We start from the raw sequence: 16087 nt of genomic DNA, 5'->3' as shown, positions 1-16087 counted from the left end.
CCGGCGGACAGGGTTCACTAGGATCGGGCCATGGATCCGGCCGAGCACTCCCCGGCGCCCGACGGCTTCCGGCCGCACCGGGTCGTCGTCCTCGCCCTCGACGGGCTGCTGCCCTTCGAGGCGGGCATCCCGCACCGCATCTTCGGCGGCCCTCGCGACGGGCGCGGACGGCGGCTGTACGAGGTCGTCACCTGCTCGGTCCGGCCGCCGGGGCCCGTCGAGACGGACGCCGACTTCGCCCTCCACGTCGCCCACGGCCCCGAGGCCCTCGCCACCGCCGACACGGTGGTCGTCCCGGCCTCCTACGAGCTCGGCCCGGTCTACGAGCGCGGTGAGCTGACCGGCGAACTGGCCGCCGCCCTGGCCCTGATCCGCCCGGGCACCCGGATCGCGTCCATCTGCACCGGCGTCTACGTGCTGGCTGCCGCCGGGTACCTCGACGGGCGTCCCGCGACCACGCACTGGGCGGACGCCGAGCGGCTCCAGAGGCTCTTCCCGCGGGTCCGGGTGGATCCGGAGGTGCTGTTCATCGACGACGGCGACATCCTGACCTCGGCGGGCGTCGCGGCCGGTATCGACCTCTGCCTGCACATGGTGCGGCGCGACCACGGCGCCGTCGTGGCCAACGAGGTGGCCCGGCGCACGGTCGTGCCGCCGCACCGGGACGGCGGACAGGCGCAGTACATCCGGCGGCCGGTGCCCGATCCGCAGCAGGCGTCGACGAGCGGGGCCCGCGCGTGGGCGCTGGCCCGGCTGCACGAGCCGATCCGGCTGCGGGACATGGCCGCGCGGGAGGCGATGTCGGTGCGCACCTTCACCCGCCGCTTCCGGGAGGAGACCGGGGTCAGTCCGGGGCAGTGGCTGACCCGGCAGCGGGTGGAGCGGGCCCGGCACCTGCTGGAGTCCACCGACCTGTCCGTGGACCGGGTGGCGGACGAGTCCGGATTCGGTACGGCCCAGTCGATGCGGCAGCACCTCCAGGCGGCGCTGGGGGTGACGCCCACGGCCTACCGGCGGACCTTCCGGGCCGGCGGACGGCCGGGCGGGACGGCGGTGTCCGCCGCGGCGGGGTGAGCGCGCGTTCTCCGTCCACAGCCTGTGGACGGACGGGTGAACGACGACGGTGCGGCACTGTACGCCCCGAGCACGACAGCGCCGCACCGCTCCTCGGCCCGGCTCTCCCACCCAGGCTCCCCCTCGGCCCTGGGGAGCCGGCACCGACTGACGACCCACACTCGTCGAGGGCTCCCGTCGCCGGACCCTCGCCGTCCCCTCGCGGCGAATCGCTGAGGAACAGCGTGATCACGGCGTCACGCCACGTCAACACCGGTTCGGGTGAGATCGGACGGGATGCGGCATAAGCCCTGTTCGTCGGCGCGGCGCACGGAAGCACACCCGGCGCACCGCTTCACACACCGGCCCACGGGACCGGCCCCGCCGTGCACCCGTGCCCCCGCGAGGACACGAGGAGAAGGCCGCGGCCGCCGGGCCCCCCGAGGGGTTCGCCCGCGCGCCGCGCGCGCTCACACCGCCTCGTACGTCCGTCCCCCGTAGGTCCGCCCCTCGTACGCCGCGGCGGCACCCGGGCCGCAGGCCGGCGCGGCGGCCCCGGAGGGGTTCGCGCAGCGGTCCAGTTCGCACCAGATGCGCTTGCCGACGCCCTCGGCGCTCCAGCCCCAGCGGTCGGCCAGGCCGTCCACGAGGGCGAGTCCGCGGCCGCCGGTCGCCTCGCCGTCCACGCAGCGCGGCACCGGTGCCCGGTCGCTGCGGTCGGCCACCTCCAGGCGGACGACGGTCTCCTCGGCCGCCTCCGCGCCCGGCAGGGACAGGCGGAGCACGGCGGGGCGGCCGGTGTGCACCACGGCGTTGGTGACGAGTTCCGAGACGAGCAGGATCAGCGTCTCGGCCAGTGGTTCGTCGGCCCCTATGCCGGACCCGGCCAGCCGTGAACGGGCCCACCGCCGGGCACGCCCCACCTCAGCGGGGTCGGGCCGGATCTCCAACTGCACTTGAAGCACCTGCACCGCTCACACCATCCGAACCGGCGGACACTTGGACTCGCGCCTCACGAGGGCCACGATCGTAGCCATTTTCTGCATGGCCAGAACAACGGCCGGGACAGGGTTCACGGAACGTGAGTCCCTTGTGGGACAGCATGGTTGACGTACAGTCACGTCAACAAGCGCTTCGGGCATATTCCCGCGCGAAGGAGTACACGTACGGCATACTGTGCGACGCCCTTCACGGGGAGTCGAACAGGGGGCGGCGACGGGCCCGGCGGCACGGCGAGCAACCGCAGGCACCAGCCCGGACGGAGTCGCCTCGGGGGCGACTCCGCCGCGGTGCGTGCTCGGAACGACTCGCATCCCACACAAGGTACCGGAGGGGGCGTCCGACTCCGGGCCGTGACGGGTCACCCGGGGGGCACGAGCCGGACTCCACGCTCCGTGATCACGGAAATGCCACGATCCGTGACATCCGCGCGGGGTGCGTCACTCGGGAACGGTGAAGTAGCGGGCGAAGGCCCGGACGATCTCCTCCTCGCCGATCCTGCCGTCGCCGTCCGCGTCGAGGGAGGCGGCGACCGTGCCGGCGAGGTCCCCGGCGACGCCCAGCACCGTGAGCACCCGCGCGACGTTCCCGACGCCGGCCGCACCGTCGTCGTCGGTGTCGGCGACGGCGAGCGCCGCGTGCAGGAAGGGGCGGGCGATCTCGGCGAACCCGTCCGGGTTGTCCCGCAGCCGCTTGACCGCGCCGTGCACGAACTCCTCGCGCGTGATGCGCTGGTCGCCGTCCCGGTCCGCGATGCCCGCCATGCCCTGCCAGAACGCCTCGGCGCCGATGTACAGCGCCTGGCCCCGGTCGGAGCGGGCGGCGGTGCCGAACTCGGCGAGCAGCGCCTTGGCCGCTCCGCTGAAGTCCTCGCGGTCGATGTAGCCGTTGCCGTCCTGGTCGAAGGTGGCGAACCGGGCCGCGATCCTGCGCTCGTACTCGCTGGTGACCATGTCTCTTTCAGGCCGCCTTAGGTCAGTGGGTCGTCTCGCTGGGAGCGTACGTGGTCAGCGGGCGTCCGGGAGCACGAAAGCGTCGCCCGCACCAGGACCGGGGGAATACCGGGACAACGGCGTGACACGTGTGAGCGGTCCCACGACGCACGTCCGGGGCGCCGGGCTCACGCCGACAGCGGACGGGAGTCCTCGTCGACCGCGGAGGGGACGTCCGGATGGATCTCGAAGAGGCGCCGCACACCGAGGGCGCCGAGCACCTTGTTCACGTGACTGCCGTCGGCGGCTCCGCGCGCGGGGAGGATCAGCCGCAGGCCGCCCCCGCAGGAGCGCAGCAGCCGGCGGGAGGCGATGAGCACGCCCACCCCGCTGGAGTCGCAGAACCACACCTCGGAGAGATCGAGGACGAGGCTGTGCCGGCCCTCGGCCACCACGTCGTGCACCCGCTGGCGCAGCACCGGGGACGTCACCAGGTCCAGTTCCCCCGACACCCGGAGCACGGCCCATCCGCCGTGCTCCTGATCGGTCACTGTGAAGGTCACCACCACGCCCCTCGCTCGCCGAAACGGAAGCAGTGCCTACGCTTCCTTGCAGCGCGGCTGCCCCACGGCCGTTCCCCTGAAACGCGGCCCGGGAAACGGTTACCGATCAGAAAGGGCTTGTTCTAGTCGCATTCGATCCGATTCGATCGGTTCCGATCGGTGCCGTGCGGGGTAGTCACGAGCCGAGCAAGGTCCGACGTGCGCGGGAGGCCCCTTACCACCTGCGGCATCGCCGGGGGCGCACATTGCCACAAAGGGGCGTGCGCCCTCGTCCGTGCCGACTACATTCATGGGGTCACCGGCCATACGCCGGCCCCGGGCACCGACCGGCCCGGGGTGCCGGGGAGGAACAGGGGGTGAGGGGCCGCATGCCGGAACGGGACGCACCGCCCCGCTGGGACCGCAGGATGCAGCAGCGGCTCGCGCGCGGGGAGGCGGCCGCCCTGGGCGAGCTCTACGACCGGTTCGCCTCCCTCGTCCACGGCCTCGCCCACCGCGTCGTGGGCGACGAGCCCGCGGCCGACGCCCTGACCCGCGACGTCTTCGCCCACGTCTGGCAGCACCCGGACTCCTACGACCCCGACGAGGGCCCCCTGCGCAGCTGGCTCGCCGCGCTGACCAACCGGCTGGCCGTGCAGCGGCTGCGCACCACCGGGACCGCGGCCCTCGCCCGCGGCGGCCCCGGCACCACCGAGGACCTGGAACGCACGCTGCGGCACGCCTCGGTGGCCGCCCGCGCCGACTACATCGTCCAGTCCCTGCCGACTCCCCTGCGGGCCGCCCTGGAACTGGCCTACTTCCAGCGCCGGGACTACCACCAGACCGCCACCGACCTGGGCGTCACCGACGACGAGGCCCGCCGCCGGCTCCGCCTGGGCCTCCAGCTGCTGGCCACCGCCCACGACACCGAGACCCCGGGCGCCCCGCCCGGGATCGGGGGTGCCGCGTGAGCGGGCGGACCGGGCAGCGACGGGAACGGACGGCCGCGGGCACGCCCGGAGCAAACGGGCCGGACGGTATGCCCCTCGTACGGGAGCACGACGTGCTGAAGTCACTGCTGGGCGCCTGGGCGCTGTCCGCCTGCGCACCCGCCGAGGGGGAGGCCGTCGAGGAACACCTCGGCGACTGCGGCCCCTGCGCGGACGAGGCACTGCGCCTGCGGGAGGCGGTCGGCCTGCTCCACCGGCCCGAGAGCCTCGACCTGGACCCCGGGCTGCGCACCCGCGTCCTGGAGTCCTGCCTCGAACGGCGCCCGCCACGCATCCCCGTACCGGAGTGGGCCGCCGCCTACGACGCCGAGACCGCGCGCCTTGACGCCCTGCTGCAGGACTTCGGGGACTCCGAGTGGCACGCGCCGGTGCGGCTGCGCTGGTACGAGGCCGACGAGGCGAGCAGCCGCCGCACCACCGTCGCCGGGGTGATCGCGCACCTGCTGACGGTCGACGGGCTGGTCGCGGTCGCCCTCGGCCTGAACGACCCGCTCGGCGAGATCACGGCCGCCCGGCCCACCCCCGCGGACCGCACCGAGGCGTACTGGCGGGCCGCCCGCTTCCCGCCCACCCGCTCCGTCCGCGCGCCCTGGCGGGAACAGAGCCACGCCCTCGTACGGACCGTGTCCTTCACCGGCGGCACCGAGCGGACCACGGTCCCGTACGGCGACTTCGAACTGCCGCTGCCCGACGCCCTGCTGGACCGGGCCTTCGAGTGCTGGGTGCACGCCGAGGACATCGCCGAGGCGGTCGACTACCCCTACGACCCGCCCTCCGGACGGCATCTGCACCGCCTGGTCGACCTCGCCGCGCGGCTGCTCCCGGCGGTGCTGGAGCACCGCAGGCTGCACGGGCTGGCCTCGCCCGTCGAACGGCGCCTGGTCGCCGCCGGGGAGCCGGGACGCAGCCTGCGGCTGGAGATCGAGGGCTCGGGCGGCGGGGAGTGGCTCATCCCGCTGGACTCCCCCGCGGCGAAGGGCTCCGCCGAGCACGAGGTGGCGCACGTCGCGCTGGACGGCGCGGAGTTCTGCCGGCTGGCCGCGGGCCACGTCCCGCCGCGGGAGGCCGCCGCGGGGCAGGAGGGGGACCGTACGGCGATCCGGGACGTCCTGTTCGCCGCGGCGAGCATGAGCCGCATGTAGCGCGGGGCGCGGTACGGGGGAGGGACCGGGTCCCTAGGCGAACACCACGGTCCTGCGGCCGTTCAGCAGGATCCGCCGCTCCGCGTGCCACTTCACCGCCCGCGCCAGCGCCTGGCACTCCACGTCACGGCCGATCGCCACGAGCCCCTCGGGGGTGACGTCGTGGCCCACCCGCTCGACCTCCTGCTCGATGATCGGGCCCTCGTCGAGGTCGGCGGTGACGTAGTGCGCCGTGGCGCCGATCAGCTTCACGCCCCGCGCGTGCGCCTGGTGGTACGGCTTGGCGCCCTTGAAGCTCGGCAGGAAGGAGTGGTGGATGTTGATGATCCGACCGGAGAGCTGCTTGCACAGGTCGTCGGAGAGGACCTGCATGTAGCGGGCGAGGACGACGAGTTCCACCTCCTCCTCGCGCACGATCTCCAGCAGCCTGGCCTCCGCCTCCGGCTTGCCGTCCTTCGGCACGGGGATGTGATGGAACGGAATGTTGTACGAGCCCACCAGCTCGGCGAAGTCGGTGTGATTGGACACCACGCCGGCGATCTCCACGGGCAGCGCACCCGTCCGTGCCCGGAACAGCAGGTCGTTCAGGCAGTGCCCGAACCGGCTGACCATGAGCAGGATGCGCATCTTCTCGTCGGCCCGGTTGATCTGCCAGTCCATCCGGAAGGAGTCACCGATCGCCGCGAAGCTCGCCCGCAGCTTCTCCACGGTCACCGGGGCCTCCGCGGAGAAGTGGACCCGCATGAAGAACAGTCCCGTGTCGTGGTCCCCGAACTGCTGGCTGTCCTCGATGTTGCAGCCGGTCATGAACAGATAGCTGGACACCGCGTGCACGATGCCCTGCTTGTCGGGACAGAACAGGGTGAGGACGTACTGGTCGGCCGGGGCCGCGGCTCGGGTGGACTGCTCGCTCATGCAGAAAAGGGTCCCACACGCGGTGTCACGGCCGGGGGGCCGTTCCGCTACGCGGACCGCGTCACGATCCGCAGCACCTCGAGGGTGCGCGGCGGGGTGTCGGGGTCCTCGCCGTCACTGGCCGCCATCCGCACGTGCGCGTCCCGCGCGGCACGCACCGCGTCCGGCCATCCCTCGTTCTCCAGGTAGGCGGTCACCGGCGCGTCCGGCCCGACCTGGTGCATGATCCGCAGCACGCGCAGCACCGCGGTGTCGACGAGCGCCGCCTCCTGGGAGTCGCGGAAGATCGTGCCGACGTACTTCTCGGCGGACCAGTTGTCCAGCCAGGTGTCCTCGACCAGCCGGTACACGGCGTCGGTGACGTCCCCGTAGCCGGGCACACCGGCCAGCCAGACGTCCCGCTGGAAGCCGGGGTCGGAGAGCATGTGCAGCGCGGAGCGCACATTGCTGCGCCAGCGCCACCACGGCATGTCGTTGAGTGGCATGCCGCCCATGGTGGAGGAGCGACGGCCGCGACGGGAAGAGTTCTCCGAACCTTGCACGGTCGTCGATCGTACGTTTCCGCGCATCGCGGGTCGCACGGGACCCCGTAATTCACCTCGGCGTCACCGGCCGTTGACCGACGGTCACTCCGGGGTTGGCCGTGTGGGGGAATGGTGCGGAAGCATGACCGGCAGGCGACAGACCCGCAGCACCGTCCTCCCCCGCCTCCTCACCCGGCGCGTCAGAGCCGCCGCCCTGACCACGGGCGCGCTGGCGGCGGGCGCGTCGCTCGCCGCCGGGTGCGGTGTCGTCCCCGGTGCCACGGGGGGCTCCGGGGACGACACCATCACCGTGATGACCTGGGCGCCGCAGGACACCGACGCCACCAACAAGCCCGGCATGCCCGCGTTCGCCGAGGCCTGGGCGCGCTGGATCAACGCCGAGGGCGGCATCAACGGCCGCCGTGTCGACGTGCTGACCTGCAACGAGCGGAACGACTCGGTGAGCGCCGGGCGGTGCGCCCGGCGCGCCGTCGAGGAGGAGGTCGTCGCGGTCGTCGGCTCCTACAGCCAGCACGCCGAGGGCTTCCTGCCCACCCTGGAGGCCGCGGGCATCCCGTACATCGGCGGCTACGGCATCACCACCGCCGAGTTCACCAGTCCCCTGTCCTACCCCGTCAACGGCGGCCAGCCGGCGCTGCTGGCCGGTCTCGGCCGCACCCTCGCCGACACCTGCGGGCCGGTCACCCTGATCCGGCCCGACACCCTCGCCGGCGACCAGCTGCCCCCGCTGCTCGACTCGGGTCTGAAGGCGGGCGGGCACGCGCTCGCGGGCGACCAGCGCGCCGTGGAGTCCGCCACCTCGTACGAGGCCCAGACCCGGCGTGCCCTGGAGCGGGCCACCACCGATCCGGCCGAGCCGGGCTGTGTCGTGCCCGCGCTCGGTGACCGCACCGGCACCTTCATGGACTCCTTCCGGCGGGCCCGCGCGGACTATCCCGGGGTGCGCACCGCGACCGTGCTGGGCAGCGTCGACCAGTCGGCCGTCGACGCGTCCGGCGGGGCGTCGGGGCCGTATGAGGGGTCCTACGTCACCGGCTGGTACCCGGCGGCGGGCGACGCGCGCTGGGCTCCCATGAAGAAGGTGATCGAGAAGGAGGCGTTCGGCGACAACCGGATCGACGCGGCGGACGCCGGGGTGCAGACCACCTGGATCGCCTACACCGTGTTCCGGCAGGTCGTCGAGTCGCTGGGCGACGGCGAGGTGAACTCCGACACGGTCAGCGGTGCGCTGGACGGCGGGCTGAAGGTCACCACGGGCGACCTCACCCCCACCCTGGAGTGGAAGTTCCAGGACGAGCTGGCCGCCGTCGGCTACCCCCGCCTGGTCAACGCGAACGTGACGCTCCAGGTGGTCGAGAAGGGCCGGCTGGTGGCCGCCCGCGAGGGCTTCACGGACGTGACGGAGACCCTGCGGGGCGCGGACCTGTGACCGGCCCGCCGTCCGCCGTCCGCCGGCGGCCGGCCGGTCCGGGGCGGGCCGCGGTCAGAGCTGGGTCGGCTGGCGCTGGGTGAGGCCGTACTGCTGGGCGATCTTGTTCCACAGCGTGGCCGCCTTGCCCTTCTCGGCGGTCGCGGTACCGCTGTCCCGGTTGCCGGCCTGGGTCTCCCTGGTCGTGCGGGCCTGACCCTTCTTGCAGCCCTTCTTGCCCGCCACCTGGTCGGCCCAGGCCGCGTAGTGGTTGTCGGCCGAGGCCGACGCCTGCCACGCCTTGGTGAGCGCGGCGCTCAGGGCCTCGTGGTCGGGCAGCTGGTCCGTCGACAGCGCGGAGAGGTCGGTGACCAGCTTGCTGCGCTCCCCGGCCGCCTGCCGCAGGTCCTTGGCCGCCTGCTCCAGGTTGCGGCAGGCCTTCACGTCGGCGACCGCGTTGATCACCGCGGTCCGGCTGTCGCCGCTGTGCGCCAGCAGCTTGTCCAGCTCGACGGCCTGCTCACGGACGGGGTCGACGGTCGGCGAGGGAGGGGCCTGCGCCTCCTGGCTCGCGGGCGCGGTGGCGGACACCGTCTCCTTGTCACCGCCGCCGTCGCCGCCCCCGCTGCCGAGCAGGGCGCCCGCGCCGACACCGAGGACGGCGATACCGACACCGACCGCCGCGATGACCGGCACGCGGGTGCCGCCTCGGCCACCGCCGCGTCCGCCGCGGTCCGCACCGGCGCGGCCGGACGGGCGCGGGGTGTGCGGGGCGGGGGCGGGGCCGCCGTACTCGACACGCGGGAGCTGCTGGGTGGATCCGGCCGGGCCGCCGTCGTCGCTGCGGAACAGGTTGTCGAACTCGGCGGGCGGCTGCCGGCCGGCGTCACCGGGCGGCGGACCGGCCGGCGCGCCGTAGGGCTGGTCGGTGACGGGGGCGATGAACTGGGTCGCCTCGGCGTCGGGATGGCCGGCGGACGGCAGCGGGCCGGCGCCGGGCGCGTGCTGCTGCGCGTGACCCGGGTACCGGGTGTCCTCGGAGTGGTGCGCGGCGGGCATCTCGGGCGGCAGCGCGCCCGGGCCCACCGGGGGTATGTACTGCGTCGCGCCCTCGTCGGCACCGCCGGCGGGCACCGGCGGCAGGAACTGGGTGGCCCCCTCCGACCCGTCGGGCGCGGCGGGCGGCACGGGCGCACCACCGTAACCGTGCGGGGCGTCGTAGGCGTGGGGGGCGTGGTGCGCGGAGGCTCCGTAGGCGGAGCCGTACGGGTCGGAGACGCCGTCCGGGCCCTGGTGGCCGCCGTATCCGGCGCCCGGCTGTGCGTGCGGGGCGGGCGCGGCGCCGTAGCCCTGGGGGGCGCCGTGCACACCGGGGTGGGCGCCGTAGGGGTCCGCGCCGCCGTGCTGTGCGCCCGGACCGGGGTGGCCGCCGTACCCGGCGTCCGGCTGCGGCAGCGGCGCGGCACCGGGGTGTCCGCCGTATCCGGCGTCGGCGCCGTGGGACGCGGGGCGGGCTCCCTCCGGCGGCAGCGGGCCGGGGTGGCCCTGGCCTGCCTGGGAGGCGGGCGCGGAATTCCAGGAGGACTGTTCCGGTGCGCCGTCCCACGAGCCGTCGGGCGGGGACGGCCAGTCCTGGCCCGACGCCGGGCCGGGCTCCTGCGGGGCGGGACCCCACGGTGTGCCCCAGGTCTGGCCGCCGGGCGGGGCCGAGGCGGGGAAACCGCCCGCGGGGGGCCGGCCGTCGGCACCGGCGCCCGGGGGGACCGGTCCGCCCGCCTCGCCCGGCAACAGGGGCTCACCACCGTCGGAGGGCAGCACGATGCCTTCGCGCGCGGGGCGCGCCGAGGGCTCCTCGCCCTGTCCACTCTGCGTCACCGGGACTCCTACCAATGGGGGACCTTGTGAATCGTCGGCTCACGCTACCGGGTCCCCGGAGCACGGTGCCACGCAGCACAGAACCTGACCTCCTGCCCTGTGAGCGCGGTAACAAAACCACGTCACCCCACGCTGATCACACCCCTCTTCCCGCACTCCGCTCGCCCAACAGCCCTCAGGCCGCCGTCCGGAGCTCCATGCGTGCCCCGAACTCCCTTACCACCGGCTCCTCCCGGTAGGGCTCGAGACGCTGCTGGAGGTCCTCCAGGTACTCGGCGCCCCGGTTGGAGCGGAGCCCGCCCAGCAGTTCCGCCGCCTTCATGCCCGTACTGCAGGCCTGTTCGATCTCGCGCTGCTGCACCTGCGCGGTGGCCAGCAGCACATAGCCGATCGCGCGCCGCCGGGCCCGCGAGGCGGGATGCCCGTCCAGGGACTGGCGGGCGTACCGCGCCGCCGCCTCGGCGTGACCGAGATCGCGGTGACAGTGCGCCAACTCGTCGGCCAGGTACGCCTCGTCGAAGTGCGCGATCCACACCGGGTCGTCGCCGGAGTCCGCGTCGGCGGCCTCCATCGCGCTCACGGCGCGGCCCGCCGCCGCGTGCGCGGAATGCGTGTCGCCCATCAGGGCGTGCCCACGCGCCTCCGCCGCGAAGAACATCGCGTCCGCGCGGGGCGTCACCCGCCCCCGGGCACCCTCCTGCGCCGCCCGCGCCAACTGCGCGATCTCGCGCGGGTTTCCGAGCTGCGCCGCCAGATGGCTCATGGAGGCGGCGAGCACGTATCCGCCGTAGCCGCGGTCACCGGCCGCCTGTGCCAGCCGCAGCGCCTGGATGTAGTAGCGCTGGGCGAGACCCGGCTGCCCGGTGTCGACGGCCATGTACCCGGCGAGTTCGGTCAGTCGCGCGACCGCGGCGAACAGGTCGCGGCCCACGGCCTCCCGGTACGACCCCGCCAGCATTCCCGAGACGACGCTGTTGAGGTAGTGCACCACCACCGGGCGGACGTGCCCGCTGCCGTACTGGTGGTCCAGGTCGACCAGCGCCTGCGTCATGGACCGCACGGCCGCGACGTCGGACTGTCCCACCCGCGGGCCGGCCGAGCGCGCCACCTGCCCGTCGGGCGCGGAGATCAGCCAGTCGCGGCTCGGCTCCACCAGCGCGGAGGCGGCGACGGAGGATCCGGACAGGAAGTCCCGCCGTCCCACGTCGCTGCGCCACAGTTCGCAGACCTGCTCGATGGCCCCCAGTACCGTCGGCGAGAACTGCAGACCGACGCCCGAGGCGAGGTTCTTGCCGTTGGCCATGCCGATCTCGTCGATCGTGACCGTGCGGCCCAGTTTGCGGCCCAGGGCCTCGGCGATGACCGCCGGCGCCCGGCCCCTCGGCTGCTGTCCGCGCAGCCAGCGCGCCACCGACGTCTTGTCGTAGCGCAGGTCGAGGCCGTGCTCGGCGCCGCACATGTTGACCCTGCGGGCCAGCCCGGCGTTGGAGCACCCGGCTTCCTGGATGAGCGCCTGCAGCCGTTCGTTCGGCTGCCGCGCGACGAGAGGCCTTGCGGCCATGGCGTACCCCCTCAGGCTGCGGTGCCTGCCCACGCACCGGGTTGACGTTCTTCCGCGGCCGTACTTCTCACGTCCCGGCGAGAAGAACCGGCCGTGAAGATCAATGCCCCGCCGCTGTGCCGACAATGCGAAGCATGTGAGGATTGCCGGGGTAACGGCGGTTGCCGGCCCCCCTCGTGGTTACCCATCCGCGAGCGCGGTTCCCCCGCGCGCCCCCGCGGATGCACCCGTGCGCCCCGAACGGGGACGCGGTGCTCTCCCCCCGCGCACAGGGGCGGGCGTAACCCCTGGTGACGGCCGTAGTTGTGTTCATCGTGGAAGAGACGATCGCGGGCCCCGACGCCGCACAGATCCCGAAGCAGCGCGGGGAATCGCTGCTGGACGCCGCCGTCCGCTACGCGGAGGAGCGGCACTGGGACGTCGTCGCGGGCACCTGGCTGGAGACCCGGGACGGGGTGCGGGGCTGCTCGTGCGGTGACGCCGCGTGTCCCGCGCCCGGGGCCCACCCGGCCCGCGCGGACTGGGAGGGGCGGGCGACCGGCAGCGCGACCGTCGCCCGGCGGATGTGGCAGGAGCGGCCGGAGGCGTCGGTCCTGCTCCCCACCGGGCGGGCCTTCGACGCGGTCTCCGTGCCGGAGACGGCCGGGTTCCTGGCGCTCGCGCGGATGGAGCGGATGGGGCTGACGCCGGGGCCGGTCACGGTGACGCCGCACGGACGGACGGAGTTCTTCGTCCTGCCGGGGGCGGCGGCGAAGGTGCCGAAGCTGCTGCGCGGGCTGGGGTGGACGCCGTCGTCGATCGACCTGACGGTGCGCGGTGAGGGCGGCTTCGTGGCCGCGCCGCCCACCCGGGTCGGGTGCCGGGGGGCCGTGCAGTGGGCCTGCCGGCCGTCCGCGGCCAACCGGTGGCTGCCGGACGTGGAGGAGATCGCCTCGCCGTTGGCCTACGCGTGCGGGCGGGACCGGTAGGGCGCGCCCGCCGCGCCGCGGGGCCGGCGCCGTCCGGCGCGAACGGTCCCGCGGTGGCCCGCCGCGCGGGGCGCTCAGTCGTCGCCGAGGGAGTCGAGGAAGGGCTCGACGGCGGCCAGCCAGGTCTCCGGCTGGTCGTAGTGGACGAGGTGGCCGGCGTCGGCCACCTCGGCGTACCGGCCGCGGGGCAGGACGCGCACCATCTCCTGGGCCTCGGCGCGGCCCAGTTCCCCGTCGAGGCCGCGGACCACCAGGGCGGGACAGCGCACCTGGGCCAACTCCTCCCAGTGGGCGTCGAACACCCAGGTCTCGCGGGAGCGGAGCATCTGCTCCGGGTCGAAGACGGGGCGCCAGCCGTCGGGGGACTCGGCCATCACCTCGGCGTAGAACTCCCCCCGCGCGGGGTTGGGGCGCTCCACCCACGGGTCGTCCTCGCCGAACCACTTGCGTACGTCGGCGATCGTGGCGAAGGGCACCGGCCAGGTGGTGAACCACTCGGCCCACTCGCGCTGCGAGGCGGCGCCGAGCGCGGAGGCCCGCATGTCGCAGATGATCAGTCCGCGGACCAGGTCGGGGCGCTTGGCGGCGAGCTGCCAGGCGGTCAGCGCGCCCATGGCGTGCCCGATGAGGACGGTGGGGCCGAGCCCGAGCTGCTCCAGGGCGGCCTCGGCGTCGTCGACGTAGGCGTCGCGGGTGAAGGAGGCGTGCGGGGGCTTGTCGCTGCGGCCGTGGCCGCGCTGGTCGAGGGCGACCGCGCGGTAGCGCCCGGAGAGCCGGCGGGCGGTGGCCGCCCAGTGCGAGGCGCGCCCCATCAGGCCGTGCAGTAACAGCACGCCGGGCGCGTCCCGCACGCCGTGCTCCGCCGGGTCCGGCCGGTGGTCCTTGGGCGGGTCGCCGAACTCCCAGGCGGCGAGCCGTACGCCGTCCGCCCCGGTCACGTCGATGCGTCGCGCCATGGTCTGGCACCCCCCAAGCTCGCTGCCTGCCCACTGCCTGTGTCCTGGCCCTGCTGTTCCCGCCGCCCGCAACCGCACGCGCAGGCTATCGAATGAGTATTCGAAAATGCGCTCTTGCCCGGCAACACCCCTCGTTCGAGTGACACCCGGCGGGGATTGACCGCCGCGGCCCGGGGGAGATCTTCAACGGGAGGCGGACCGCTCGGGGAAAACGGTCCGCGGGGAGTGACCCTGGGAGCTCGGGGCTCCGGGTCAGCACAGGGGAGGACAGGCCCCGGCGCCGTGCGGCGCCGGGGCTCCTCACGTGGTCACGGCACATCGTCCCGCCCCTCCCCGGCCGGGATGACATCGCTGTCGGCCCGGCCAAGAGCCCCTCAGGTCATATGCCTCACGCGACAGCCTGGCACGCCGTTCCGGCGAGCGCTGCGATTCGACGCAACGGATCTCCGATTCGGCACGTTCACACCGGAAGGCGCGGGGCGCCCGCCCGGCCGGGCGGTCAGGGCTTGGCGACGAAGACGTGGGAGGCCACGTCCGTCTTCAGCTCGGCCGCCTCACCGCTGCTGCCGACCAGCACCCCACCGCCGGCCGACTCGGTGACGCTCACCACCGAGCCGGGCTGTACGCCCGCCCGGCGCAGCGTGTACATCAGCTGCGCGTCCGTCTGGATCGGCTCGCCGATCCGGCGCACCACGACCGTCTTGCCCTCGGCGCCCGGGTCGAGCTCGGCCAGCGACACCATGCCCTCGTCGAGGAACGGATCGGCGCCGTCCTTCTCGCCCAGCTCCTCCAGACCCGGGATCGGGTTGCCGTACGGCGACTCGGTGGGGTGCCTCAGCAGCTCCAGCACGCGGCGCTCGACGGCCTCGCTCATCACGTGCTCCCAGCGGCAGGCCTCGGCGTGCACCTGCTCCCACTCCAGGCCGATCACGTCGACCAGGAGACACTCGGCGAGGCGGTGCTTGCGCATGACGCGCGTGGCCAGCCGGCGGCCCTCCTCCGTGAGCTCCAGGTGCCGGTCCGGGGCGACGGAGACCAGGCCGTCGCGCTCCATGCGGGCCACCGTCTGGCTGACCGTCGGCCCGCTCTGGTCGAGCCGCTCGGCGATCCGGGCGCGCATGGGGACCACACCTTCCTCCTCCAGCTCGAGGATGGTGCGGAGATACATCTCCGTGGTGTCGATCAGTCCGGACATTCATGCCCCTTGATGAGATCTGCGGATTGGCTCTGCCGGCGGCTGGACTGCTCACCGGCGCGTGCGCTGGCCCCGGACTCAATTCTGACGCATGCGGCCGACAACCGGGCCGCGCCGCGGGAACGGAAGGCCACGACGCCGGGCGACCGGGCTTCCGGACGCCGTATTGACACGGCACTGGTCCGGACCGCACGGTGATCCGCAGCACTCGACCCGCGAAGGGATGCCGCATGAGCGACCGCACGCCGGCCGGTCAGTTCCTGGACGCCGCGATCGGCCTGCTGGCGCGGATCCGTGACGAGGAGGCCGAGTCCGTCGAGGCCGCGGGCACGCTGATCGCCGACACCGTCGTGGAGGGCGGCCGGCTCTTCGCCTTCGGCGCCGGGCACTCCTCCCTCGCCGCGCAGGACCTCGTCTACCGCGCGGGCGGACTGGCCCTGATGAACCTGCTCACGGTGCCGGGTGTCGTCGGCGTCGACGTGCGGCCGGCCACGCTGGGCTCCGCCCTGGAACGCGTCGACGGGCTCGCGAGCGTGGTGCTGGAGTCCTCGCCGCTCCGCGCGGGCGACACGCTGGTGATCATCTCCCTGTCCGGGCGCAACGCGCTGCCCGTGGAGATGGCCGTGAGGGCGCGCGAGCTGGGCGTGCGGGTCGTCGGCGTGACGTCCGTGGCGTACGCGGCGCAGACGTCGTCCCGGCACTCCTCGGGCACGTTCCTGAAGGACCACTGCGACCTGGTACTGGACTCGGGGATCGCGGTCGGGGACGCGGAGCTGACGCACGAAGGGGTGACCGCGCCGTTCGCTCCCGCGTCGACGGTGGTCACGACGGCGCTGCTGCAGGCCGTGATGGCGACGGCGGCGGCGGTCCTGGCGGAGCGGGGCGTCGAGCCGCCGCTGCTGCGTTCCGGCAACGTGGACGGCGGACACGAGTGGAACGCCCGGGTGTTCGACGAGTACGCCGACCGGATCTACTACCGCCACTGA

The 16087-nt window shown here is 74.0% G+C and carries 15 protein-coding genes; 6 read left to right on the top strand and 9 right to left on the bottom strand.

Translation table 11 applies throughout. From position 1 onward, the window contains the following. The first annotated feature begins 30 nt into the window (after window positions 1-30). Entirely contained in the window at window positions 31-1074 is a 1044-nt protein-coding gene (locus IE172_RS31755; RefSeq protein WP_190100803.1) for a GlxA family transcriptional regulator, read from the top strand. Window positions 1075-1523: 449 nt separating this feature from the next. Here the strand turns inward: IE172_RS31755 and IE172_RS31750 are convergent, their stop codons facing one another. From IE172_RS31750 to IE172_RS31740, 3 genes are all read right to left on the bottom strand, one after another. Beyond that, complete coding sequence (locus tag IE172_RS31750) at window positions 1524-2009, bottom strand: ATP-binding protein (protein WP_190100847.1); 486 nt, start codon at window positions 2007-2009, stop codon at window positions 1524-1526. A gap of 483 nt (window positions 2010-2492) precedes the next feature. Further along, window positions 2493-3005 carry an EF-hand domain-containing protein gene (locus tag IE172_RS31745; RefSeq protein WP_190100802.1) on the bottom strand — a complete coding sequence of 171 codons (513 nt, stop codon included), beginning with the start codon at window positions 3003-3005 and terminating at the stop codon, window positions 2493-2495. A gap of 167 nt (window positions 3006-3172) precedes the next feature. Further along, on the bottom strand, window positions 3173-3553 hold the full coding sequence (locus tag IE172_RS31740; protein WP_190100801.1) for an STAS domain-containing protein: 381 nt from the start codon (window positions 3551-3553) through the stop codon (window positions 3173-3175). A 362-nt stretch (window positions 3554-3915) separates the two neighbouring features. On the opposite strand from IE172_RS31740, the gene IE172_RS31735 reads away from it, so the two are divergent. Together IE172_RS31735 and IE172_RS31730 are read left to right on the top strand one after the other, a co-directional pair. Beyond that, window positions 3916-4497: a sigma-70 family RNA polymerase sigma factor gene (locus IE172_RS31735; protein ID WP_190100800.1), complete on the top strand. Its 582-nt coding sequence runs from the start codon at window positions 3916-3918 to the stop codon at window positions 4495-4497. Beyond that, the gene (locus IE172_RS31730; protein WP_190100799.1) at window positions 4494-5678 is read left to right on the top strand and encodes a maleylpyruvate isomerase N-terminal domain-containing protein; all 1185 of its coding nucleotides are present in this window, start codon (window positions 4494-4496) and stop codon (window positions 5676-5678) included. Before IE172_RS31735 ends, IE172_RS31730 begins: the two co-directional genes overlap by 4 nt. 33 nt (window positions 5679-5711) lie before the next feature. Here the strand turns inward: IE172_RS31730 and purU are convergent, their stop codons facing one another. Next, entirely contained in the window at window positions 5712-6593 is an 882-nt protein-coding gene (gene purU, locus IE172_RS31725; RefSeq protein ID WP_190100798.1) for a formyltetrahydrofolate deformylase, read from the bottom strand. A 47-nt stretch (window positions 6594-6640) separates the two neighbouring features. Beyond that, on the bottom strand, window positions 6641-7087 hold the full coding sequence (locus IE172_RS31720) for an SCO4402 family protein (protein ID WP_431986802.1): 447 nt from the start codon (window positions 7085-7087) through the stop codon (window positions 6641-6643). 172 nt (window positions 7088-7259) lie between these two features. Here IE172_RS31720 and IE172_RS31715 point away from each other — a divergent pair, with 172 nt between their 5' ends. Further along, window positions 7260-8567, top strand: a complete 1308-nt coding sequence (locus IE172_RS31715; protein ID WP_190100796.1) for an ABC transporter substrate-binding protein — start codon at window positions 7260-7262, stop codon at window positions 8565-8567. A gap of 54 nt (window positions 8568-8621) precedes the next feature. Here the strand turns inward: IE172_RS31715 and IE172_RS31710 are convergent, their stop codons facing one another. Next, entirely contained in the window at window positions 8622-10421 is a 1800-nt protein-coding gene (locus IE172_RS31710; protein ID WP_190100795.1) for a hypothetical protein, read from the bottom strand. 175 nt (window positions 10422-10596) lie between these two features. Then, the gene (locus IE172_RS31705; RefSeq protein WP_190100794.1) at window positions 10597-11982 is read right to left on the bottom strand and encodes an NsdA family TPR-like regulatory protein; all 1386 of its coding nucleotides are present in this window, start codon (window positions 11980-11982) and stop codon (window positions 10597-10599) included. Between the two features lie 305 nt (window positions 11983-12287). On the opposite strand from IE172_RS31705, the gene IE172_RS31700 reads away from it, so the two are divergent. Continuing rightward, window positions 12288-12950: a bifunctional DNA primase/polymerase gene (locus IE172_RS31700; protein ID WP_190100846.1), complete on the top strand. Its 663-nt coding sequence runs from the start codon at window positions 12288-12290 to the stop codon at window positions 12948-12950. A gap of 74 nt (window positions 12951-13024) precedes the next feature. Here the strand turns inward: IE172_RS31700 and IE172_RS31695 are convergent, their stop codons facing one another. Beyond that, entirely contained in the window at window positions 13025-13906 is an 882-nt protein-coding gene (locus IE172_RS31695) for an alpha/beta fold hydrolase (RefSeq protein ID WP_190100793.1), read from the bottom strand. Window positions 13907-14405: 499 nt separating this feature from the next. Beyond that, window positions 14406-15101 carry an iron-dependent transcriptional repressor DtxR gene (locus tag IE172_RS31690; protein WP_190100792.1) on the bottom strand — a complete coding sequence of 232 codons (696 nt, stop codon included), beginning with the start codon at window positions 15099-15101 and terminating at the stop codon, window positions 14406-14408. A gap of 230 nt (window positions 15102-15331) precedes the next feature. On the opposite strand from IE172_RS31690, the gene IE172_RS31685 reads away from it, so the two are divergent. Next, window positions 15332-16087 (top strand): SIS domain-containing protein, encoded by a 756-nt coding sequence (locus IE172_RS31685; RefSeq protein ID WP_190100791.1) that lies wholly within the window; start codon window positions 15332-15334, stop codon window positions 16085-16087.

The sequence above is a fragment of the Streptomyces griseoflavus genome, assembly GCF_014649995.1.
Taxonomy (GTDB): Bacteria; Actinomycetota; Actinomycetes; order Streptomycetales; family Streptomycetaceae; genus Streptomyces; species Streptomyces griseoflavus.
The sequence above is the reverse complement of the archived record's forward strand: the minus strand, read 5'-3'. Positions and strand labels throughout refer to the sequence as shown.

Coding starts and splice junctions, on each gene's coding strand:
- IE172_RS31755 (WP_190100803.1), top strand. CDS start 31: ATGGATCCGGCCGAGCACTCCCCGGCGCCCGACGGCTTCCGGCCGCAC.
- IE172_RS31745 (WP_190100802.1), bottom strand. CDS start 3,005: ATGGTCACCAGCGAGTACGAGCGCAGGATCGCGGCCCGGTTCGCCACC.
- IE172_RS31735 (WP_190100800.1), top strand. CDS start 3,916: ATGCCGGAACGGGACGCACCGCCCCGCTGGGACCGCAGGATGCAGCAG.
- purU (WP_190100798.1), bottom strand. CDS start 6,593: ATGAGCGAGCAGTCCACCCGAGCCGCGGCCCCGGCCGACCAGTACGTC.
- IE172_RS31720 (WP_431986802.1), bottom strand. CDS start 7,087: ATGGGCGGCATGCCACTCAACGACATGCCGTGGTGGCGCTGGCGCAGC.
- IE172_RS31715 (WP_190100796.1), top strand. CDS start 7,260: ATGACCGGCAGGCGACAGACCCGCAGCACCGTCCTCCCCCGCCTCCTC.
- IE172_RS31705 (WP_190100794.1), bottom strand. CDS start 11,982: ATGGCCGCAAGGCCTCTCGTCGCGCGGCAGCCGAACGAACGGCTGCAG.
- IE172_RS31695 (WP_190100793.1), bottom strand. CDS start 13,906: ATGGCGCGACGCATCGACGTGACCGGGGCGGACGGCGTACGGCTCGCC.
- IE172_RS31690 (WP_190100792.1), bottom strand. CDS start 15,101: ATGTCCGGACTGATCGACACCACGGAGATGTATCTCCGCACCATCCTC.
- IE172_RS31685 (WP_190100791.1), top strand. CDS start 15,332: ATGAGCGACCGCACGCCGGCCGGTCAGTTCCTGGACGCCGCGATCGGC.